This is a genomic window from Coleofasciculus chthonoplastes PCC 7420 (assembly GCF_000155555.1).
GTDB lineage: Bacteria > Cyanobacteriota > Cyanobacteriia > Cyanobacteriales > Coleofasciculaceae > Coleofasciculus > Coleofasciculus chthonoplastes_A.
Genome location: NZ_DS989844.1, coordinates 301398 through 324140 on the forward strand (window position 1 = coordinate 301398; position 22743 = coordinate 324140).

At 44.8% G+C, this 22743-nt stretch carries 19 protein-coding genes and 1 pseudogene; 4 read left to right on the top strand and 16 right to left on the bottom strand.

The window, feature by feature from the left end; all coding sequences use genetic code 11:
- Positions 1-41: 41 nt before the first annotated feature.
- The 13 genes and pseudogenes from MC7420_RS06990 to MC7420_RS07055 all read right to left on the bottom strand — a co-directional run bounded on the left by MC7420_RS06990 (position 42) and on the right by MC7420_RS07055 (position 14018).
- Complete coding sequence (locus MC7420_RS06990; protein ID WP_006099166.1) at positions 42-1715, bottom strand: phosphatidylglycerol lysyltransferase domain-containing protein; 1674 nt, start codon at positions 1713-1715, stop codon at positions 42-44.
- A 62-nt stretch (positions 1716-1777) separates the two neighbouring features.
- Positions 1778-2047 (bottom strand): annotated as a pseudogene (locus tag MC7420_RS06995) (AI-2E family transporter); the annotation flags it as partial.
- A 268-nt stretch (positions 2048-2315) separates the two neighbouring features.
- Complete coding sequence (locus MC7420_RS07005) at positions 2316-3116, bottom strand: alpha/beta fold hydrolase (protein ID WP_044205547.1); 801 nt, start codon at positions 3114-3116, stop codon at positions 2316-2318.
- 24 nt (positions 3117-3140) lie between these two features.
- Positions 3141-3722 carry a chorismate--pyruvate lyase family protein gene (locus MC7420_RS07010; protein ID WP_006099444.1) on the bottom strand — a complete coding sequence of 194 codons (582 nt, stop codon included), beginning with the start codon at positions 3720-3722 and terminating at the stop codon, positions 3141-3143.
- An 845-nt stretch (positions 3723-4567) separates the two neighbouring features.
- Positions 4568-5359: a class I SAM-dependent DNA methyltransferase gene (locus MC7420_RS07015; RefSeq protein WP_006099252.1), complete on the bottom strand. Its 792-nt coding sequence runs from the start codon at positions 5357-5359 to the stop codon at positions 4568-4570.
- A gap of 32 nt (positions 5360-5391) precedes the next feature.
- The gene (locus MC7420_RS07020; RefSeq protein WP_006099428.1) at positions 5392-6735 is read right to left on the bottom strand and encodes an aspartate aminotransferase family protein; all 1344 of its coding nucleotides are present in this window, start codon (positions 6733-6735) and stop codon (positions 5392-5394) included.
- A 46-nt stretch (positions 6736-6781) separates the two neighbouring features.
- Entirely contained in the window at positions 6782-8122 is a 1341-nt protein-coding gene (locus MC7420_RS07025; protein ID WP_006099470.1) for a hypothetical protein, read from the bottom strand.
- 75 nt (positions 8123-8197) lie between these two features.
- Positions 8198-9034, bottom strand: coding sequence for a class I SAM-dependent methyltransferase (locus MC7420_RS07030; protein WP_006099150.1), 837 nt, complete (start codon positions 9032-9034; stop codon positions 8198-8200).
- A 179-nt stretch (positions 9035-9213) separates the two neighbouring features.
- Positions 9214-10065, bottom strand: a complete 852-nt coding sequence (locus MC7420_RS07035) for an MBL fold metallo-hydrolase (RefSeq protein ID WP_006099460.1) — start codon at positions 10063-10065, stop codon at positions 9214-9216.
- A gap of 56 nt (positions 10066-10121) precedes the next feature.
- A complete protein-coding gene (locus tag MC7420_RS07040) occupies positions 10122-11048 on the bottom strand; it encodes a phytanoyl-CoA dioxygenase family protein (protein ID WP_006099229.1) in 927 nt (308 codons plus the stop codon).
- A gap of 23 nt (positions 11049-11071) precedes the next feature.
- Complete coding sequence (locus MC7420_RS07045; RefSeq protein ID WP_006099487.1) at positions 11072-11905, bottom strand: SDR family oxidoreductase; 834 nt, start codon at positions 11903-11905, stop codon at positions 11072-11074.
- A 23-nt stretch (positions 11906-11928) separates the two neighbouring features.
- A complete protein-coding gene (locus MC7420_RS07050) occupies positions 11929-12711 on the bottom strand; it encodes an iron-containing redox enzyme family protein (protein WP_157453075.1) in 783 nt (260 codons plus the stop codon).
- Positions 12712-13070: 359 nt separating this feature from the next.
- Positions 13071-14018 (bottom strand): S-layer homology domain-containing protein, encoded by a 948-nt coding sequence (locus tag MC7420_RS07055; RefSeq protein ID WP_006099275.1) that lies wholly within the window; start codon positions 14016-14018, stop codon positions 13071-13073.
- Between the two features lie 186 nt (positions 14019-14204).
- Between MC7420_RS07055 and MC7420_RS07060 the strand changes: the two genes are divergently transcribed.
- The 3 genes from MC7420_RS07060 to MC7420_RS07070 all read left to right on the top strand — a co-directional run bounded on the left by MC7420_RS07060 (position 14205) and on the right by MC7420_RS07070 (position 16783).
- Positions 14205-14951 (top strand): Uma2 family endonuclease, encoded by a 747-nt coding sequence (locus tag MC7420_RS07060; protein ID WP_006099411.1) that lies wholly within the window; start codon positions 14205-14207, stop codon positions 14949-14951.
- A 148-nt stretch (positions 14952-15099) separates the two neighbouring features.
- Complete coding sequence (locus tag MC7420_RS07065) at positions 15100-15804, top strand: Uma2 family endonuclease (RefSeq protein ID WP_006099592.1); 705 nt, start codon at positions 15100-15102, stop codon at positions 15802-15804.
- Between the two features lie 148 nt (positions 15805-15952).
- Entirely contained in the window at positions 15953-16783 is an 831-nt protein-coding gene (locus tag MC7420_RS07070) for a Uma2 family endonuclease (protein ID WP_006099202.1), read from the top strand.
- 83 nt (positions 16784-16866) lie between these two features.
- Here the strand turns inward: MC7420_RS07070 and MC7420_RS07075 are convergent, their stop codons facing one another.
- A complete protein-coding gene (locus MC7420_RS07075; protein WP_006099195.1) occupies positions 16867-19077 on the bottom strand; it encodes a mechanosensitive ion channel family protein in 2211 nt (736 codons plus the stop codon).
- 270 nt (positions 19078-19347) lie between these two features.
- On the opposite strand from MC7420_RS07075, the gene MC7420_RS39315 reads away from it, so the two are divergent.
- Positions 19348-19518, top strand: coding sequence for a hypothetical protein (locus MC7420_RS39315; RefSeq protein ID WP_006099376.1), 171 nt, complete (start codon positions 19348-19350; stop codon positions 19516-19518).
- A gap of 38 nt (positions 19519-19556) precedes the next feature.
- Here the strand turns inward: MC7420_RS39315 and MC7420_RS07080 are convergent, their stop codons facing one another.
- Together MC7420_RS07080 and MC7420_RS07085 are read right to left on the bottom strand one after the other, a co-directional pair.
- Positions 19557-21389, bottom strand: a complete 1833-nt coding sequence (locus MC7420_RS07080) for an N-acetylmuramoyl-L-alanine amidase (RefSeq protein ID WP_006099579.1) — start codon at positions 21387-21389, stop codon at positions 19557-19559.
- A gap of 135 nt (positions 21390-21524) precedes the next feature.
- Positions 21525-22070: a pyridoxamine 5'-phosphate oxidase family protein gene (locus MC7420_RS07085; RefSeq protein ID WP_006099186.1), complete on the bottom strand. Its 546-nt coding sequence runs from the start codon at positions 22068-22070 to the stop codon at positions 21525-21527.
- Positions 22071-22743: the final 673 nt, after the last annotated feature.

Below are 22743 nucleotides of genomic sequence, written 5' to 3' on the forward strand. Positions count from 1 at the left end.
TAGAGACGCGCCATGGCGCGTCTCTACAATTTTATGACTGATTAATTGCCTGGTTTAAAGTAGTCTAGTAAGCGATCGCCTGAATCTGCTCTTATTAAAGCGACGACTACTTCTGGTAAAGCTGTTGCACTAGGATAAACCAAATAGCGAGGTTCCCAATGGGGATGGAATTTATCTTTAAATGTATGTAAGCCCTGAAAATTATAAAATTGATTTAAGTGTTCATATAGGTAATGTAAAGCTTTTTCCAGACGTGGAGATTTTTTATGTTCACCAACTCCAGAAAGTGCTGATAAACCTAAGTTAAAACTGTCATAGCCCTGCTCTTTAAAATGCTGAAACAGAGAGATAAAGAGAAAATCCATCGTACCATTTTCTACCTCTGTCCGCTTACGCATCAAGTCGATAGTAATTTCATTTAACTGATACTCCGGGACAACATTAGCAAAAGCAGTTATCTCTCCCCCTGAGTTATGCACAGCAGCAATTTCACACTCTCTTAGATAGTTATCATCAAACCAACCGAGAGAAAATTGTTTTTCTGAACCCTGCATCATCTTCAACCACTCATCACTAATAACTCGCAGTTCTTTGAGTAATTCATTAGCAATAGAAGGTTGATAAAAATTGACCTCATATCCCAACCTTGCAAAACGATTCATCGTCGTCCTGAAATTTTTACCCGCTTTGCCTTGCAAGGTAAAAGCCTTAAGATCGACAATGGCTTCTTGACCAATAGTTAATACCTTAAAACCCAAAGATTGGTAGATTTCCAAATCCTCTGGTAGAGTTTGGTAAAAAGCAGGATACCAATCATTGCGTTGGCAAAATTCTTGGAAGCTGATAATGGTTTCTTTACGGTCTTCCTTCGGTCCAATGGGATCTCCTAAAGCAATTGCACCTCTACCCTTTGGTACATAGGCAATGAAACTACGTCCTGAAGGACTAAAATAATAGGCTTTGTCATTAAATAAAGTAAATCTTGCTAAAGAAGACTGTCCGTAGTCTGCAACAATTGCTTGAGCCAGTTTTCTTTCCTGGCTTGAAGCCGGCAAACCCCTTAGTAAAACTGGACGCAGTAACATGAATAAAGCGGTTAATAGAGTTACGGCTCCAACCAGATAAATTGAATCAGCAAAGAAGCGTCCGAAGCGGGTATTTGCTTGCATTCCAGCATTATCAAAGGTAAAAAACATTGCCAAGGTTTGGAGGATTGCACCGGGCAAACTAAAGTTAACATTGTATTGGCGATCAAGAAGAAAGAAGCCTGCTGTACTATAAGCTAAAGTGAAAAGTAATGCACCGATTAAAACCCTGACTCCTTGAGCAATAGAAGGTGGATCAGAGCGAGCAGTAAATAGAGACCGCATGACAAGCAATTGCAGCAGTAGTAACACTGAAAGCAAACTCTCCTCAAAATCTAATCCTTTGAGTAAGTGAGAGATAATAGAAATAATTAAAAAGATAACAGTGAGTAACCAGGCAACTCGCTTGCGTCGGAGGAGGTTAGTAGCTAAAGCCAGAAGGAAAAAGCCACTCAGTGCCGCAAAAATATGACTGCTAGCTCGCACTTCAAAAGGCAAAACTTCTTTAAGCAAAACTACTCGATCTTCTAAGCTAGGGGTAACAGAAGAAAGCAGGTTGACAATTCCCACTAAAGCAGTTAGTAGTACAGCTAAATAAACTCCTATTTTTTGAATTTGACGATTGCCCATTTAATTTATTTATCCTCGTGAGTTTTGACTAATTAATCATCCGCATAATATAATTATACTCTTTAGAGAAGGGGTCTTTTTTGCGTTTTCCAGACTGTTGCTGTACTTTTAATAAAACCTGCCATCGGTACAGCAATTAATAGTCCAACAACACCGCCAATTTTTGCCCCAATTAACAAAGAAACCAAAAGCCACACTGGATTAAGACCCGTGAAGCCTCCTAACAACCGTGGAGCAATCACATTTTCAATAATTTGCTCAATAATTATGGCTACAACCAACACTCTAACCCCTAACCAAAAGCTAGTTAAAGCGACCAATAAACTCACTATCTAGTAAGTAACTCAACAAAATAACTTAAAACAAAAGCTAATAAGGTTGAGATTATGCCAACGGTAATCAGTGACTGAAAATATTCAACAACAATAATGAATAGCCAGCCATTGAGAAATAATATGGGAAAAGCCAATCCAGCTTTAGTCCAGAAAGGTAAAGGTTCGATAGATTTCATTCAAGGTTAATAGATGAAAGCATTTAAGCCTAAAAAAGGTATAATAGTTATTATAATCCAGCTTGCTTAAACTGCTGATTTGATTAATTTCATAATAAATCGGCGATCACTCTATTAACCAGATCAGGGTATTCTCCTATGAGTAAATGCCCAGCTTCTGGTAAGTGTAGATGTTGCCCTAAAGGAAAGACAGCGGCTAGTTCTACTCCCATTGTCTTAGTAAACATAGGGTCTTTCCCGCCACTAATCACTAAAACTGGAAACTGAAACTTAACAGAGGAGCGATTGCGGGTAAAAAAGTTATAATCCCAGAATATTTCTAAAGCTTTATAGGGATGAGGTTCTGTGGGAACAGGGCTTTCAGCAAAAAAACGTTCGATCTTTTTTCCAGTGTGATCGCTTGATAGGTGGTTGGTTAGGGACTGAACTCCTGGTAAATAATAAAGATATCTCCCTCCCCAAGCGAAAAACTTCATCAAGGGAATTTCCCACCAAGGGGCAAGATCGTGAGTTCCTCCCGCAATTAAAACCAAACCTTGTACCGGATGTTTCCTTGCCCATTCTAAACCGAGGGGTACGCCATAGCTATGACAGCAGAGGAGAGGAGACTTAATGTGCAGGTGTTTTAACAAGCGATTTAAGTCCCGCCTGTGTCTGCCTAAAGAGTAACGTTGATAAGGTGTAGACTCTCCGTGTCCAGCTAAATCGTAGGCTAACACCTCCCTACCTTGCTGAGCAAAGAATTCGTACTGCGAGCGCCAATTATATCTATTTCCTAAGCCGCCGTGAATAAAAACTATTGCAGGTGTCACCCCTGGAGAATGACATACCTGCAAATCTACTCCTGACCTTAGATGTAGTTTTTTACCAGCAAGTTGGTCTTCTAGCACCTTATTTATGTCCTTTGCAAGACATCACACACTGTTGATAAAATAGCTCTCCGGAAACTTTTCTGTAATCATCATTACAGGTTTGCCATTGGTAAATACCCGATAGGTACGAGAGAGGAGATTGTCACTCGGTTCAATTGTAAAATACTTGGCTAAATCCTGAGCTGGTTCTTTTGCAGAATCCAAAATTTCTTTGAAGGTTTCCACCTTTTGCTCCAACCAAATCTTACCAATGGGGGTTTTGGTTTTAAACAATTCATGTCTAAAATTATCATCCAGGCGTTCGGGAACCAAGATGGATTCCGCGTAAATATAGTTTTTACGACTGATGCGTCCTTGCAGTAAGATGCGTCTATCAATCACGTCCGTCCCCTCCACTAATTCCATAATCGGAAGTGATTTGGGAATGGGGATAAGATTTTGGGAGATTTTGACAACCTGGATCTGTTCAAACAGATACGCTTCCAGAATATCAGTTAACGTGCCATCGGTGGTTAGCAAAATTCGCTGAAACGTACTCAATGTAGCGGGATTGATATGATGACGCTCTAGAGACTGTTGTAAATCGTCTCGCATTAGGTGTTCGTTGGCTATCACTTGGCTCATGGTGTTTGAACTCCTAGTTTCCATATTCGCTTGGTTGAATCAAAAATGCTCACACTGCGGTTTTGTCCACAGTTAGCGTTTTACTAATCAGAAGCTTTACATTTGTTTACGATTACAACTAATGTAGCACTCTGGCGACAATTTGACCGGAAGTTTGGGTTCAGGCTCCCCGTCCTTCGACAGGCTTAAGAACACCTTCCAGGACGGCTTGGATTTTTGTGCTAGAATCTTCTGTCCAAGCAAGCTGGGTCTAGGGACGAAGAATCTTTGTCAACACGGAAATATAAATTCTTTTCGCTCTTTTTCAGTTAATACCTAAACTCACTTCAACTTAAGAGGAATGGCACTGAAATAAGCATTATGAGATCGCCAAAACCCTTGATATACCGTAGGGTGGGCATTGCCCACCCGCTTTAAGTCAGTGACATTCAACTTAACGAGAGAGAGGGATGATTGTGACGTTTTTTGGGGAAGGCGATCGCGAATTTTCACGCTATAGGTAATCGGTTTATTGCCGCCGCGACGTTAGCGATCGCATAGTCTGGTATTTAATCGCTATCTTTGCACCAAGTAGTCGGACAAAAGAAAACAGCCCCATACTAAGTGCAAGTAAACAAGCCTCAAACCCTTACAAATAACAAATGACGAATGACGAATGACAAATGACGATCTTCACCGTTCACGTTAATTATGTCCACCTACTTATTGTAAGATTTGACTAGTGCAGCGCGGCAGAAATAACTAACCAGTTAACAAGCTCCTTGAAAGCAGCTACCATAAGTCTTATAGCCTTCTGCCCTCTGCCTTCGGACTTCTGCCTTCTTGCACTAGGTTGGGATGAGAATTTAGGTTCCTTTGATCACAACGACGGCTACCTCGCTACCATGTCCATAAGCCCCAAATTGAAAATCCCCGTAAACTTGGGAAATTTTCAACCCACAGGTTTCTAGTAACAATTGGAACTCACCCAGGAAGAAAAAGCGACTTTTCCATAATACCACTTGTTCCCGTTCTAAACAGCCGTCGTGAGCATAAATTCGGTAATGTCTATCTTGTTCCATAATCTGGGTGGATGAGTCGAAACGAAACGTACTCCACATTTCCGTTGTGTTTCCTGTTTCTGGGTTAATTGCCTGTTTAACTTTCATCAGCGCCGGATCATTATTCAACCACTTCTCATCTCGTGCTTCTTCCCAGGTGGGCAGATCAATCACTAACGTACCCCCATCGGCAAGATGTCGCCGCAGGCAATTTAGGCATGATTTTTGGTCTTCAATTGTCAAGAGATAGACAAAACTGCCAAAGGGAACAAATACAAAAGTAAATTTTTGATTTAAATCAAAATTCCGCATATCAGCCTGATATAAATGTATTCGGTTGCGGGTTGTTTCTGGGATATCGGACAGTTTATCTTTGAATTTTTGCAGCATCGCCGCAGAGTAATCGATGCCATGGACAATTCGCCCCTTTTCGGCTAAAGGAATTGCCAGTCTACCGGTGCCTACAGCACATTCCAGGATAGACTCATGTCCTTCAGTTAAACGACAATACATTTCAATGTCTTTAGTCGTTTTTTGGTACAACCAATCATATAATATTGGGCGTTCTGGCACTTGGGGAAAGACATCTTGGATCATAATTAAATCTCACAGTTTTAATTTATCTTATTTTAAATTAAACCATCTGCTTTCATCCAGTCAATTGTCTGAGCAAATGCGGCAATGGTTTGTTCGATATCTGCGGCTGAATGGGCTGTCATGGTGACACTGCTTAGGGAAATATCGACTCCAGAGAGTAACAAACCCTGGCGCAAACGTTGACGCAGTTCTGGGTTACCCCGACGCATTAACTGGCAAAAATTCCACTGATACGGGTCAAAATCAGCCGTTTTCAGGTGATGAACCTGATGTCCAATTAGGAACTTGATACAAGAAAATTTACCATATACCACCCAATCAAGATGGTGTTGGTCAATAATATCATTTAACCCCCGACGCAGGGTTTTGGCAAGTTGCTCAACCTGGGCTTGAGGTTCACCCGTTTTCACAATTTTTAACATAGCAATTCCCGCTGCTGCCGATAATGGGTTGGCGTTGAATGTGCCTAAATGGGAGACTTTTTTCCCTTGGGCTAGTTTAGCCTGTTCCCGTTTAGAAATTAAGTTTAAAATCTCCGTTTTTCCCACTACCGCACCTCCGGGTAATCCCCCCGCCAACACCTTTGCCAAGGTCGTTAAATCTGGCATCACCTGATAATAGGCTTGGGCACCGCCGGGAGCAATCCGAAATCCGGTGATAATTTCATCGAAAATTAATAGTACACCATAATATTGGGTGAGTTCTCGTAACTGAGATAGAAACTTACCCGTTGTGGGAATTACCCCAGAACAAGCCCCTGTGGGTTCTAAAATAATACCAGCAATATCGGGGTCAGTTTGTAACCATTTTTCCACGGCATGAATATCGTTGGGTGGACAAACAATTGTCATGTCGCTAATACTCTGAGAAATTCCCGATTCTGGTGTTTCATTTGCACCTAAAATCACGGAATCATGCCACCCGTGATAATGTCCAACAAATCTGATTAGCTTTTTTTTACCAGTGTAGGTGCGTGCGAGTCGAATTGCCAGTAAATTGGCTTCCGTTCCCGAATTAGTAAACCGTACTCGTTCGGCGGAAGGGATTAATTCCATCACCAAGTTTGCCCATTCGATTTCCAGGGAATGACAGGCGCTATAGTGGGTTCCGTTTTGGATTTGTTGGGTTACTGCGGCAACAATTTCTGGGGGATTATGTCCGAGCAATAATGCGCCATTTCCGCCCCAATAGTCGATCAATTCTTTGCCACAGATTCCCGTTTTTTTTGACCCTTGGGCTTGTTGGATGTAAATAGGGAAGGGTTCGGTATAGCGCCCATCACTGGTGATGCCATCAGGAAAGATCTGATTTGCCTGTTGTGCTAGGTTTCTGTGGTTTTGAAACTGCTGTTGATATCGTTCTAAGATGGTTGGCATTGAGGGTTTCCTCTATGGGGTTGTAGAGACGCGCCATGGCGCGTCTCTACACAATGGATGTTTTTTGATCGAATAGGTATAAGAAATATTCGTAACGTTCACCCAAATAAACTTGTGCTTTCTGCATCAGGTTTTCCAGGGTTAGAGTTGATGGATAGCGGTGAAATATATCTGACTGGCGGAATAGGGGATATAAACTTGTCATGGCGAGGATATAGAACAAGTCATGATCCATTTTATAGCTACGGCGTCTTTCCGAAGACCAATCGTGATTAATTTCTTGTTTATATTTATTGAGTAAGAAAAGGTAAGGAATAAAACAATTCCACAACTTCTTAGTAATTGGCTTAATTTCCGCCGCCGTCGCCTGGGGAAAATAGCCGCTAATCAACTCAAAGAGTGGATCGTATGTCAGGAGATTATTTAGGGTATAAATTCCCAACACCGCAGGAGTGCCAAATTTAGCCACGGTTCGGTATACCACAGAACCTAATTCTCGTAAGGCTTGCAAGGTACGAAACTCTGCTGGTATTTCTGCCATTTGTCGCGTGGAATCTAAGTCGGTAAAGAGTACCTCTTGGCGTTCAAAATCGTACTCAAAATTTGACCATTCCGGGGAATATCGGTATAATCCAGCTAGGGTAAAGTCATGCATACTTTTGCCAATTTTTCGGGCAAGACGATTAATGGTTTCTAACCGAGTGGTTTCATGAGTTGGATCACCTTCAATCCCTAAAGATTTACGAATGCGGTCATAATAATCATCAGCACCAGGATTCGTACCCCGTTGAGTGGCGCTGCCAAACTGTACTTCTGATAACCGATAAGGCGCCGTATCGGGTACTAGAGAAATCACCGCACCCATGGGTTTACCCAGAAATCGATAATTCTCTCCATACTGAATCACGGCTAGGGGAACAATTGTGGGTACACCGTTTTCCACTAGAATTTCGGCACTACGATACTCCAGGAGAGCGCGACTGTGGAGAATCCCACCAACGGGAGCCGGATCACTATAAACAAAGGTGTAGTCTCCTTCTGAGTTGAAGCCGAAATGGGGATAGGTGGCAAAACTTTCTAGGGGTTGGGTGGTGGGGGGAATGGGAGTTTCGGTAAAGGAATCCAAGAGTGGATCTCGATGACGACTGGTATCGGGGGGATTCCAAGCGCCTACTCCTTTTAGTTTGGCGGCTGTGAGTTGATAGTCGGGATTGGCAACTAAAGACGCTGGCTGTGCCAATTTATGCCATGCCATTCTGCCACGGCGAGGGAATTCCGGGATGCGTTGCCAACTGGCAAGCTCAATCAGGGTTTCCCATTCGCGATCGCTAATGTTAACACCTGGAAAATGATGGGTGATAGTATAATCGAGGCTTGGTTTTGTCATTTGTTATTGGTAAGGATTTCGGGGGGGTTTACACAAACTAATCGGGTTAAGTGTATTTCCACTAACTGACTTAATTTAAACGGTACCGACGGTTAAGACTTCCAATATGCCGTAATAGAAATCATCGCGATCGAGGATATAGGTGTCAGAATGGGGGTCAAAATATCCACTCCATTGATTTAGCTCTGCCTGGGAAAGATAGGGGGCGGCAATTTTTGTATACAGTTGGGCATTTCCTGTGATGTAATGCTTGGCAGCGGGCGAGAGCGGCGGCAGTAGCTGTAGGGCATAGGATGTAGTAGAAATGTCGGCAAATCCAGTCTGTCGAAAAATACTATGGGATTTTCGCCCAAAATAGTTATCAAAATACTGTTCTGGGGTTCTTTCTTCAAAGGCTTGGGCAACGGCTAACATAACTTTGCCCGATAAATAAGGGCTAATCGGATGCACAATAAACATACCATCATCCCAGCTGCGATCGGCAATTCTGCCGCATTTTTTTGTGATTTGTTTTTGCTGGGCTAAGACGGCGTGAATATCGGCTAAATACGGGGAACAACCGCTGATAAACACTAAATCAAAGGTTTCCGGGGCAAAGGAGAGATTCCTTAAATCGTCAACGCGATATTCAATCATGTCTTTGAGTGGGTTCTGCTCTAGATTTTGCTCCCCATACTCAATCCAGCGTGAGTCGATATCTACACCAATGACTCGCCCATTGGGTTTGACTTTTTCGGCAAACATAGAAGACCAAAGCCCAGCCCCACAGCCTAAGTCTAGCACCCAATCTCCTGGTTTTAGCTGCAAATCATTAACGATTTGTTGGCGATGTTGTTTTTTGGCAAAATGGTGATCCAGTTGCCATTCAATATTGAGAAGTTCTAGCTCTTTGATTCCTGTACCGTGTTCCATTTAATTGGTTGATTTGTTGAAGTTTTCAGATTAATTGGTAGGGGCGGGTTTAGTCAATTTATCGGTGTGTAGTGATAAGTTATCTGTGAAACCCGCCCCTACAACCAAACGCGCCAATTACACAGCTACACCATCGGTTCACGGTGCGTTACGCTTCGCTAACGCACCCTACGTAAGCCTTAATCAATTTGTACTTTCCACGCTGTTTTATATTGCCTAATTCTAACAGGTTTGGCAGCGCTCCAATGAGTACCAATAACGAGAATATCTGTGTCGCTGACATGGTTGAGAAATTCTCGTCGAGTTGTCTCGGCTTGCTGGGGAAAGGTATCGGCAACACATTCCCATTCTGGGTGCATACATTGACAGGGATGGTGCATAATATCTCCTGTAATCATAACGTTCTGTCCTTGGGAGGAAATGGCGACGCTAGAATGTCCAGGAGTATGACCGGGTGTTGGGATTAGTTGCAATTCTGGGGTAATTTGATAATTAGAATCCACTAAGTCTACCAATCCGGCGGCAAAGATGGGTGCGACAGAATCCCCAAAGGCTTTTGCCCAGAAATCGTCCTTTTGATTCCGACAATAGTCAAATTCAGGCTGGGTAATTAGATAGCGAGCATTGGGAAATGTGGGTATCCATTCTCCGTTAACGTTCATCGTATTCCAACCGATATGATCATAGTGCAAGTGGGTACAGACGACGATATCCACTTGTTCACGCTGGAAACCAGATTTCGCTATATCTTCAATAAACGGTTGATTGAGTTGGTTAAATACTGGCTCTGAGCGTTGTTTATCATTCCCCACACAGGTATCAATAATAATTTTATGCCCTGATGATTCAACTAGAAGTGCCTGAACTCTAAATTTGAGCTTACCGTCTGGCTCAACAAAATGGGGTTGGAGCCAGTCGAAGTCGGGGGCTAAGTTTTCTGGTGTCGCATCGGGGAGGCTAAATGATTCGTCTACTGATAAATCCAGTTCAATTACTGGGGTAATGGAAACATTGCCTATTTTCCAATTCATGGGTTCTTTCCTTGACTGCAATTAAGTAGAGACGTTGCATGCAACGTCTCTACAACTTATGATGTCCAAGCTTGGCGATAAAATACGCCTTTGCCTAAACTATTCTCAGTTTCGCTGGGGTGGAATTCATGCTGCTGCCATACTGAGTCGTAGCCACCCTCTTTAATAATCGAATCCGGCAGTTTAATTAGGGGGCGGTATTGATGATGATCTTGCCCTTCTTGAATAAAGGGGACATTATTAACGGCGTTATAAGAACAGTGCATTAACAGACGAGATGTATCAGAAGCATTGAAACCGGAACCATGGAGGGTGTTGGCGTGAAAAAATATAGCGTCTCCGGGTTCTATTTCGCAGTACACTACCTCAAATTTTTCCAATATTTTGGCTAATCGCTTGGATTCTGGAATATTCTGGTATCCTTTATCTTCTACGATTATATGATTAATCCGACCCAGTAAATGAGATTTCTTGATCACTTGCAAACAGCCATTATCTTTATTGGTGGGGCTGAGGGCAATGGTACAAGTGAGGAGTTGGGGAAACAGACAGCCATCTTGATACCAATGATCGTAGTCTTGATGCCATGCTAAACCACTGTTTCCGGGCTGAACTTTGACAATTTTTGAGTGCCAATGGTAACAGGGTTCGCCGAGTAAGGCTTCGGTGGCATCAACCATCCGAGCGATTCGAGGAATTACGCCGAATAGGGTGTTTCCGAGTTCTGTCCAAACCGAAACCCGAAAGTTATCACCCTGTTTATTGGTATTTCTTTGTGTCCAGTAACCGTTAAGATCTGGATCGTTTTCGAGTAATCGTTGTAAAGGCTCTATCTCCTCTGACTCAAAAAATTGAGGGATGATAATAAACCCATCTTCGTGATACTGGTTTACCTGCTCGACAGAGAGGGGGCGAGAGGTGCTCAGGGGTTGGTTTGACTCAAGGATTGAATTTGAGAGGGGTGATTGTTGCGTCAGATTCATGGTTTTTGATTAAACGTCACAGGTTATTCCTGAGAAAGGTTTCGGGAAGCTTCTGCATAGGCACTTTTGAGGGGAACGGTTAGTTTTCCGCCATCGATGGTAATGGTTTGTCCTGTCATGTAACTGAGTTGATCGGATGCCAAACACGTCACTAAAGCGGCGACTTCTGCCGGTGTTCCCATCCGTGCCATGGGAACACCAAATGCTAATTGATCTCTAGCAGTTTCCACCGAAATTTCTGTCGCCGCCGCCATGTTTTCGGCTAGGTTCAACATCGCACCTGTGGCAATTACTCCCGGACAAACGGTATGAATTAGCACATTATGTTCCGCCAACTCTGCCGCGATCGCGCGACTAAAAGCGGCTAATCCGGCTCGGAAGGTTGTGGAAATCAACAGATCGCCTCTGGGTTGTTCGACGGCGCTGGTGGCGATATTAATGACTCGCCCCCAACCGCGATCGCTCATCCCGGATACCACTCCTTTGATCAGTCGAATCGCACTCATCAAGACAAGCTGATAGGCATTATTCCAATCGGCATCCTTTAATTGGGAAAGACAACCAGCGGGTGGGTTGCCTGTATTATTTACTAAGATATCGATCGCACCGAGTTGAGTTTGTACGGTTTCCAGAAGTCGTTCTATATCCGACTTCACACTCAAATCGGCAACGACACCGATAATCTTGCCCTGAGTTTCAGCGGCTAAGGTTTGACGAGTGTCTTCCAGGGTTTTCGGGTTGCGACTGCATAGAGCGACAATTGCTCCTTCTTGAGCTAGAGATTTCGCGATCGCTTTTCCTAATCCTTGGCTACTGGCACAAACTAAGGCTACCCGATTCTTTAATCCCAGATCCATAATTTTATCCCATTACCAGGTGTTTAGGTTGTGGCGAGTACCGACTCGCGGGAGCGGGTAACAGTTGGTTTGAGTTGAAAACTATTTGACTCTAGAACATCCTGGTGTACGACTTGCCAGAAACGATTCCAGAAGGCAATGCTGTGATGAAAAGTGTCAAGCATTGATTTAATCTGATGCTCGTCAGAGCAGGAATTCATCCCCATAGTTATCGCCCGTTTAATGTGTTCCGGCTCAACTTGGAAATGTTCTTGGAAATAGGCAGTCTGTCGTAATTCTTCCCGACTACACTGATCAGGCTGCAAACATTCAAATACATGAGAGATATTGTGTTCCGCCAAAAGCTCGAAACCGAGAAAAAATCCGGCAATCTCATAGTCATTCTTGGCTTCGAGTAGTCGTTGTCTAAAGGGTTCCAGAACTTGATCCAGTTCAATTGTTGGATAAGCCAGTATGTCGTTTTTATCCATACCCGCTTTCTTATATGCCTCTAGCAGTAGAACCGAGTGAACCTGATCTGGCACTCCATTCCCCAATTCTTCATTAACGGTTTGGGCGACATAGCTGCGATTCCGATGATTTTGCAGCAAGGATAGGGCTAAACAGAGAAAATCGGCGGCAAAAACACTGAAATGATACCAATAGGCAGCGACTCGCACAGCCGATGTTGCTTCTTGAATACTAGACAGTTCTTGGCAAGAGGCACTGGCAAGCCAAGCCTGTTGTGATACAACTTGCTTAACTAGATTTTCCCAGTTTTCTATGTTGTTATTGTGGTTCAACGACGAGATTTTATTATGCTTCATTTTTCGGAAAATATCGATGACATATTCTATCTCTATTGTTGTACCCCTGTGGAATAATCAGACTTACCCAAAATACCATAAGTGGCTGAAATTACTTGAGCATCAATGTGAAATATTGTAACTTTTTGGGATCAGTCAATCGAATACACCAGGATTTCGATACATTAGACAGACGCCAAAATTTTCCCGTAGGGGCGCACAGCGTGCCATTGGTGTCAACTTAAGCGCCAAAAGCACGACTGGCAAGCTTTTCACCCTCATCCCCTAACCCCTTCTCCCGACCCCCCTCGTTCCCCCCTGCCAAAAAAGCGAAGCATCCTCAAATGCAGGGCGCAAGGATGGTGCCCCTACAGTACGGATCAACGGATAGAAACTGTTAAAAATTTCGCTTGATGAAGCATCGCCGCAAGTTCAGCACGGGTAGCTGGTTTATTGGGATTGAGCAAATTTCCTCGAGGATAGCCAGTGACTAAACCCGCTTTTACCGCCGCCGCAACGTTGGCGATCGCGTAATCGGGTATTTTGTTACTATCTGCGTACTTTTGTAAAGTTTTACTGGGTTCGGATGGGGGTTTCAGGTTCAGGGCTTTAGCCAAAACCACTAAGGCTTCTGCACGGGTAATGGGTTGATTGGGACGAAATTTATGATCCGGGTATCCAATAATAATTCCCGCTTTAGCCACCGCCTTAATTGCTGCATCACCCCAGTAATTTGGCGGTAAATCCTTAAATGCGATCGCACGTTGCTTGGATTTGGGCTTAAATACCTGCTGTAACATCACCGCTAACTCGCCACGGGTAGCAAATCGCTGCGGTTTAAACTCACCCTCAGGGAAACCCACCACAATATTCCGCTTTGCCAAAGTTGCGATCGCATTTTTTGCCCAAAATTCATCGGGTACATCTGAAAATTCTACTGAGGGAGTGGGTGTAGTTGGCGTTGGAGATGAGGGTTCCTGATGTGTTGGAGGTGTTGAATCAGCTTTCATTCTCCCTTGCTTTCCTGCATCCCTGTTTCCCTTTACCTCAGCCTCCTGGCGAGATATTCTCTCAGACTCCGATAACTCAGGAGTCGTCGGCGTGGGTTTAGTGGGTGGCGGAGATTCCGGCGTGGAGTCAGGTTGAGGCGAAGGCGGGGAAAACCCCAAATCTTGCAGAATTTGCTGCTTTTGTTCTTTACCCATCGCCCAATAGAAAATACCGCCAATCGTTGTCAATGTCACAAGAATCGCAATCCACTCATCCAAATCGAGAGGAGATGGGGGTTCTGGCGGAGAGGGAGGGGACATAGCGATCGCGTAACCCATGAAACATATACGCTCTTACAGGAGATTAGCGATCGCGTCTGGATAATTCACAACTTTCAAAGAGAGAGGGAACCCAGAACATGGACAATTCTTAGAAGATTCGGGAGAGCGTTATAATAATGAATCGAAAGCGCGATCGCAGGTTGAATCTGATTAATCATAATGAATGCAGGGAGATGATACCTGATGACGACGGTAACAACTCAGCCTAAAATTACCTGGGAGAAGCTACCCGATGATTTTCCCTTACCCGATGATCCAGTGGATAATATTGATCAGCCCACATTAGCCGCCGCACTCAGCGACAGTTTAGAACAAACCGGGCGATTGCAAGAAACGATGCTCGTCGCCACAAATTACGGTGTCTGCGCTCGGTTAGATGGCAAGATTGTGGTTAAAGCTCCCGATTGGATGTATGTACCTCGGATTAATGTATCCCAAGAGATTGTCCGCCGCAGTTATACGCCACACCTGCAAGGGGATATTCCAGGAATTGTCATTGAATTTCTCTCCGATACAGAAGGCAGTGAATATTCGAGCAAGCCGACTTATCCTCCAGGGAAATGGTATTTTTATGAGCAAGTGTTGCGAGTTCCCCAATATGGGATTTTTGAACCTGAAGAAGGTGTGCTGGAAATGTATCAGCTCAATGATGCTGGACATTATGTCTTGCAGCCGCCACAACAGAACCGCTATTGGGTAGAAGCACTGGGTTTATTTTTAGGTGTGTGGCAAGGAAGGAAGGGAAACCGTCAGGGGTATTGGTTGCGGTGGTGGGATGAATCTGGGCAACTTGTACCCTGGGGGGTAGAATTGGTTGAACAAGAACGACTTCGAGCTGAACAAGAACGACTTCGGGCTGAACAAGAACGACTTCGAGTTCAAGCCTTGATTGAACAGTTACGAGCGGCTGGAATTGAGCCAGAGGTTTGACTAGAAGCTATAGGTACAAAGCACTACAACTGTTGCCCCCTTAGCTAGCCATTTTTGAGCGCATTTGTTTACCTGAGTGGAGCAATTCCTGCGATCGCACTCTATCTTTATCTAAAATAGGGCTTACAGATGCAGGGAGATGATACGGATGACAACGGTTACAACTCAGCCGAAAATTACCTGGGAGAAGCTACCCGATGATTTTCCCTTACCTGATGATCCTGTGGACAATATTGATCAGCCGACATTAGCCGCCGCACTCAGCGACAGTTTAGAACAAACCGGGCGATTGCAAGAAACGATGCTCGTCGCCACAAATTACGGTGTCTGCGCTCGGTTAGATGGCAAGATTGTGGTTAAAGCTCCCGATTGGATGTATGTACCTCGGATTAATGTATCCCAAGAGATTGTCCGCCGCAGTTATACGCCACACCTGCAAGGGGATATTCCAGGAATTGTCATTGAATTTCTCTCCGATACAGAAGGCAGTGAATATTCGAGCAAGCCGACTTATCCTCCAGGGAAATGGTATTTTTATGAGCAAGTGTTGCGAGTTCCCCAATATGGGATTTTTGAACCTGAAGAAGGTGTGCTGGAAATGTATCAGCTCAATGATGCTGGACATTATGTCTTGCAGCCGCCACAACAGAACCGCTATTGGGTAGAAGCACTGGGTTTATTTTTAGGTGTGTGGCAAGGAAGGAAGGGAAACCGTCAGGGGTATTGGTTGCGGTGGTGGGATGAATCTGGGCAACTTGTACCCTGGGGGGTAGAATTGGTTGAACAAGAACGACTTCGAGTTCAAGCCTTGATTGAACAGTTACGAGCGGCTGGAATTGAGCCAGAGGTTTGACTAGAAGCTATAGGTACAAAGCACTACAACTGTTGCCCCCTTAGCTAGCCATTTTTGAGCGCATTTGTTTACCTGAGTGGATCAAGTCCTGCGATCGCACTCTATCTTTATCTAAAATAGGGCTTACAGATGCAGGGAGATGATACGGATGACAACGGTTACAACTCAGCCGAAAATTACCTGGGAGAAGCTACCCGATGATTTTCCCTTACCCGATGATCCTGTGGATAATATTGATCAGCCGACATTAGCCGCCGCACTCAGCGACAGTTTAGAACAAACCGGGCGATTGCAAGAAACGATGCTCGTCGCCACAAATTACGGTGTCTGCGCTCGGTTAGATGGCAAGATGGTGGTAAAAGCTCCTGATTGGATGTATGTACCTCGGATTAATGTATCCCAAGAGATTGTCCGCCGCAGTTATACGCCACACCTGCAAGGGGATATTCCAGGAATTGTCATTGAATTTCTCTCCGATACAGAAGGCAGTGAATATTCGATTAAGCCGACTTATCCTCCAGGGAAATGGTATTTTTATGAGCAAGTGTTGCGAGTTCCCCAATATGGGATTTTTGAACCTGAAGAAGGTGTGCTGGAAATGTATCAGCTCAATGATGCTGGACATTATGTCTTGCAGCCGCCACAACAGAACCGCTATTGGGTAGAAGCACTGGGTTTATTTTTAGGTGTGTGGCAAGGAAGGAAGGGAAACCGTCAGGGGTATTGGTTGCGGTGGTGGGATGAATCGGGGCAACTTGTACCCTGGGGGGTAGAATTGGTTGAACAAGAACGACTTCGGGCTGAACAAGAGCAGCAACGAGCTGAACAAGAACGCCTTCGGGCTGAACAAGAGCAGCAACGGGCTGAACAAGAACGACTTCGAGCTGAACAAGAGCAGCAACGAGCTGAACAAGAACGACTTCGAGTTCAAACCTTGATCGCACAGTTACGAGCCGCTGGAATTGAGCCAGAGGCGTGAGTACAGCTACAAAATTAGTAGAGACGTTCCGATGGAACGTCTCTTCGGTGGAAAAGCCCTACCTAAAACCTAAAAGCTAGGTTCTAATCTGGACCATCCGGATCAACGCCAAGGGAGGGTTCAGCATCCAACAATGACTCAGGGTCAAAGAATGACTTAGTACCAGGCTTAGAGAGTTGAGTTTCTAAGGATTCCACAGGCATTTGCGAAACTAATTCTGGCGTTTTGCCATTAGTGGCAGCATGGTGGATGCGAATATCTTGCTGGGGTATGATTGAGATCCCTTCTTTGTCCAAGCGTTCCTGAACCGTGTAGAGTATCTCTTCATAAGCTGTCCAAAAGTCCTCAGTTTTCGTCCAAAAGTTAAACCCCATAATCACATAATAGTCACTACCTTTATAAGGAAAAATGGACGGCGGTGGATTGTCTAGAGTCAAGGGGTGTGACTTTCCAATCTCCAACAAAATTTCCTTGACCCAGCGCAGGTTAGTTTCCAAGGAAATATTAAGACTCAATCCACCCTTACGAATATCCTGGGTGGTCAGGTTTTCAATGGTACTGCTCCAAATCGTGTTGTTGGGAACCGTATAAATTTGAGCGCCAAAGCCTTTAAGTCTTGTATTGGCAAGGGTGATTGAATCAACGTAACACCACAAATCACCGATTTTGACTTCATCGCCAACATCGAAGGGCTTGTACGCCATAATCATCAAGCCACTTGCCAAATTTCCTAGGTTACTTTGCAGTGCGAAGGCGAGTACGAAACTCACCCCCCCAAGCAGGGCGAGGATTGGACCGAGGCTGACTTCAAGTGCAGTTAGAGCGAGTAGGAAGGCAACCAGGATACCACCGCGCTGGATCACGATAACCACGAAGTTACGTAACAGTTGGGATATATGGCTCAATCGCAAAAAAGCTTGGTTAACAATGATACCGAGGACCTGAGACGCGATCGCGACGCCGATAAAAACACCTAAAAACTTGCCCGTATTATTGACCCAGCGTAAGCCACCTTCTTCAGATGAGAACCAGTTGAGCAGCCGTAGCCCTAAACCTTCGGTGTCGGTTATGTCAAGTTCAACACCACTAACGGCTTGAATATATTTACGGTAAAACTCAGGATCGCCGCCTTTTTTCTCCAATTCGTCCAGGATAACGCTAAAGCGATCAATAATTGCAGTTCGTTCCTCTTGAAGTTCGGTAACCGCAATCACCAGTTGATTTTTCTCTTCCGAATCGGCTTCGGCATTCTCTTCAAGTTGTGTGCCTGCCTCTTCAAGCTGCTGTTGTTGTTCTTGAAGTTCCCCTTGGCTCTCCGCGACTTCCGGCGGTCCAGCGACTTTTTCCTCTCCGTCAACGTCTACTTCCGTGTTTTCCAGAGTGGCTGTCAGTTCATCGAGATTTGTGGAGGATTGTTCTTCAGGGGCATCCACTCCTTCAATGGCTTCCCTGGCTTGTTTGAGCGCTTCTAGGCTGGTTTCAAGTTGCTGAGTTGCTTCTTTATGTTCCGGTGAGTCAGGAATCGTACCCTCTTGGGCTTCTTTGGCATCCTCAACGTCTTTGATCGCGGCTTCTAGGGTATCAATGTTTTCCGTCGTGGCTTCATAGCCCAACGAGCCGGCTTCCATCTCCTCCCGTGCTTTCTTGGCATCCTCAACTGCTTGTTTTGCCGCCTCCAGTTCCCCGGTTTCCTCGGCTTTTTTCAGGGCGCTGCTTGAGGTTTCGTCTTCTTCAATCTTCTGTTTCGTTTCGGCAGCTTCCTCGGTGGCGTCTTGAGCCACTTTCAGGTTTTCTTTGGCTGCTTCTACCTTTTTCGCCGCTTCTTCGTATTCTGGAGAGCCAGGATTGGCATTGGCTTGAGCTTCCTCGGCTTCGGCAAGGGCTGTCTTGGCTTCGTCTAACGCATTGGCGGCTTCTTCCTGTTTGCCAATGGCTAAATTTTGCCGTTTTATGGCAATTTCAGCGGCGCTAATTTCTTTGGCTTTTTCTTTGAGCAGCACTAGCCAAGCAGCTGCCTCAATTTCCAGTTCGGCTAGGGTAAGGGGTTGAACCAACAGTCTCAATTCCTCTACGGGAATGGTGGGATCTGCCGTCGTAGTTGCCGTGCTAGGATCTACCTCTGTGGGAGTTTCCACTTGTTCCGTGGTGGTTTCTTCCGCTTCAGCGTCTTGGGCTCGCACCGGAGTCCACCACACCGCGAAGGCACAGACAACTCCCGTCAGGACAATTGCACCCACTCGATAACGCTTTCTGGGCGGTTTATCCCTCAATGTTTTTCGTTTTAATGCCAGCATTTTGTTAGTTAAAAAACGCAATTACAGCTACAACAGTCTAAAAGCTAAACTGATTCGATTTATCTTGAGCAGGCAGAGAGTTCGGCTCGATTAGAATAATTTAATCTTACTATTATATTATTACTGTTGACTCTTTGTCAATACGTCACGTTCCTCTGTTCTATCCAGCGCAACTAACAATGGTATCGCTATGCAGCATTGTCGCCTTCTGCTCTTGGCGAGCCTTTTGCGTTATTGTACTAGCAGCTGTATTTCCTATACCACCAACTTATGACCACCACAAAAGAACAATTGCTCATCGCGATCGAATCTACTCCAGAACCCATTCTGGCGCAAATTCTTGATTATCTGGAATATCTCAAAACCAAACCTAGAATCTTGGGTTTGAATTATACTTTGCATCCGGATCAATCAAATAATTCCCCCTGTTTGGCTCTATAGCAATCCTAAATAGGATGCAACAAGTAGACGGCTTGAAATCAAGGTATAGCAAGGGTTTCAGTTTTGAAAATTGCCACAATCAATTTAGGATTGCTATATTGAGAATTCTGGAACCATTCTGTCACCCCATCCGCGATCGCACTCGCTAATCTCTGTTGTTGTTGCGGATTCGTAATCCACTCAAATTCCTCTGGATTAATCATAAATCCCAGTTCTAATAACACCGATGGTGCGGTATGAGGACGAGTCAGTGCTAGATTATTCCAAAACACTCCATAAGCCGGACGATCTAACTGATTCACGAGATAATCCTGCAAAAATATGGCTAAATTATGCGCCTGAGGATGATACCAAAACATACCAACCCCTTTGGTATTTATCGCATCACCTGCATCCGGGAGGGCGTTGTAATGAATCGAAAGTGCGATCGCAGGTTTAACTTGGTTAATCATAGTCACGCGATCGCCCAATGACACCGCCTGATCGGTTTCCCGTGTCATATATACCGTTGCACCCTTTTTCTGAAGTTGTTCGCGCAGTAACTTCGACACAATTAAATTCACATCTTTTTCCGGATAACCTGTTGGTCCCCTCGCCCCTAATTCTGCCCCCCCATGTCCCGGATCAAGAAGAATTTTAATTCCTTTTAAAGGTTGTAAAGCATTTTCAGGATTGAGTTCTACGTTTTGAGTGCGAACAGTTGGCGGATGACGTAAGGTAAGAATCAGATTAGTTTGGTCATATCTCAGGTCATACCCCCATTGTTGATCAGATTTCAAGTTAAATGTATAGTTGACCTGAGTTGGTGTAACTTGTTGCCAATCTAGGCGTTTAATCAGGGGGTCATCATCCAAGCGAATCACATCCGTTTGGGCGGTTGTATTATGCAGCGTTAAAGTAAACGTGCGATCGCCTTGCTGAACCGTCACAGGTACAGGTGTATTTAACGGAAACACCACTTCTGTCGCCCCAGGAATCTGACGGGCGCGGATACTGCGAATCACGGCGGTTGGCGGAACCGTATTCGGAACAATACGCACTTCTTCGGCTTTAATCCACGCCCCATAATCTAAACGTACCCATTCACCTTCACGCCCTGTCACCGTCGCCCTGACGCCTTTGGGTAAGGGGGTAAGGCGAGAATAGGTGGTACTAGGTCCGGTTCGGGCTACACCTGCATCAACAATCACCTCAGCCACCTCTAATTCAACAGGGTTGAGAATGGAAATCTGTCCAGGTGCAGCTTGACTTATGGTTTTCCCATTCAAGGTTAATTGATAGTTTGGTTGTCCTAAATTTGCCGCAATTTCTGCGGTTGCACAGCCCTGATAGTCACCCGTCGTCGATTGAACACCAGCCTGATTTTGGTCAATTAATCCGGCGGAATTGGGCGGTAACTGGATATCCTGGGATTGAGCCATTAACGGAATGGTTTGATTTGCCAGGTTCACTGTTACCGTAGCATTTGGCGGCGCGATCGCACGAAAACAGATTAGTTCTCCAGGTAATCTGGCAATATCCACGTTTGGGGTGAGGTAATCCTGGGCAAAACTTAACTCAGTTGGCACGTTTGGCGTCGGGTCAATGCGAGTTACATTAATCTGAATGGTCTGATTTTGATAGCGCAGGGTAAAGCGATTTTTGCCCAATTTTAAGGGGAAACTCGGCGCAAAATGTCCAGCCGGACTGCGGGGGATAACTTGACCATTGACCCGCACGTCTTCTGCTGGTGGTGCTGTTCCAATTAAGAAAATTTGTTCCGCAGTAGTTTGATGATTGTCAGACGGATACGTCAGGAAAAGAGGCTGTTCCGCCAAAGCTGGAGATGCCATGACTGATGCTAATACAGCTAATCCTAGGATGGTTTTCATTTATTATTCGTCATTCGTCATTCGTCATTCGTCATTTATTCAGTCATTCGTCATTTAGACAGGGCGGGTTTAGTGACATTAGGGTGGGCAAAAAACGATAGTAGTGAAACCCGCCCCTACACCCTGCCTACTTTTTCAATCGGATAAAAGATGAGTGGGTAATCCATCAATGCTTTGGATATTTTTCGCCTGCCAATATTCATAAATGCCCTGTTCTCCCTTTTTCTCTGACCATTCAACCAGAGTTTCTCGTTCACCTTGAAATTCATATAGGGGAACACCATAGCCACAAGAGGTTTGCACGGATTCAATATCTAGAACAATAATTTGCCGTTGTCCTGGCAGCGAATTAAAGTGGGTATAAAAGGTGTCCCATTCTGGAGCAACGGGGCGAATTACCCGCCCTTGACCGTAAAGGCGTAAAATTAGAGGTTTATCGGTAAAACTGCAAAACATGATCGTTAGTCTACCATCGTCCTGCAAATGAGCCGCCGTTTCATTGCCACTACCTGTTAAATCCAGATAAGCGACGGTTTTCGGATCAAGACAGCGCAACGTGTCCATCCCTTTGGGAGATAGATTAATCCGCCCCTGTCGAGGTGCTGTCGCCGTAAAAAAAATCTGTTGTTCTTTGATAAAGTTTTGTAAATTTGGGGGGAGTTCTGAATAAAATTTTGCCATAGTCCTCTTAATCTTCGTAATATTTATCCATGCTGCTATGAATAAATTCTACGGGAACAAGCGTACCATGGCGTTTAACCTGAATGGGTTTAACTTCAACCAGTCTATTATTGATTATCAAGGACGACTTTTGCGCTTACATCTTAGACCCAATGCGAACACGATCGCACCTGTCAATAGAGAAAACGAGGGTTCTGGAACAGTAGCTGTGCGAGTCACATAAATTCCTGCCCAAGAATCTTCTTCCGCATCCCCTACCATACTAGCCGTCAGTGCCAACCAGCCGTCGCGATAGCCATCACGCTCAATGCCAACCGAAGAAATAGTTAGACCCGTCGCTTCCGGATCTAACACCTCACCGAGCATAGAGGTATCCACTACAGTTAACAGCTCTGAATCTAGCCCCAACAGAGCATAAATCCCTTCAATTCCGGAATCTTTGCTGCCTTTAAAAGCAATTTGCGAACCATCAACCGTAACAAAAGCTGTGGAACGCCAGCGTGCCAGTTCCAAGTCACCCTCCTCATCTTCACCCTCACCAACCCCAGGTGGACGACCGGAGAAATTCCAGAATAGAAAGTCAGAGAAACCTTCCTCACCCGTTTGGGCAATAAGCTGAGTCTCTAGCGTTTCGGTATTCGTGAGGAAAATACCTTGGTTAGCAGCGACTTCA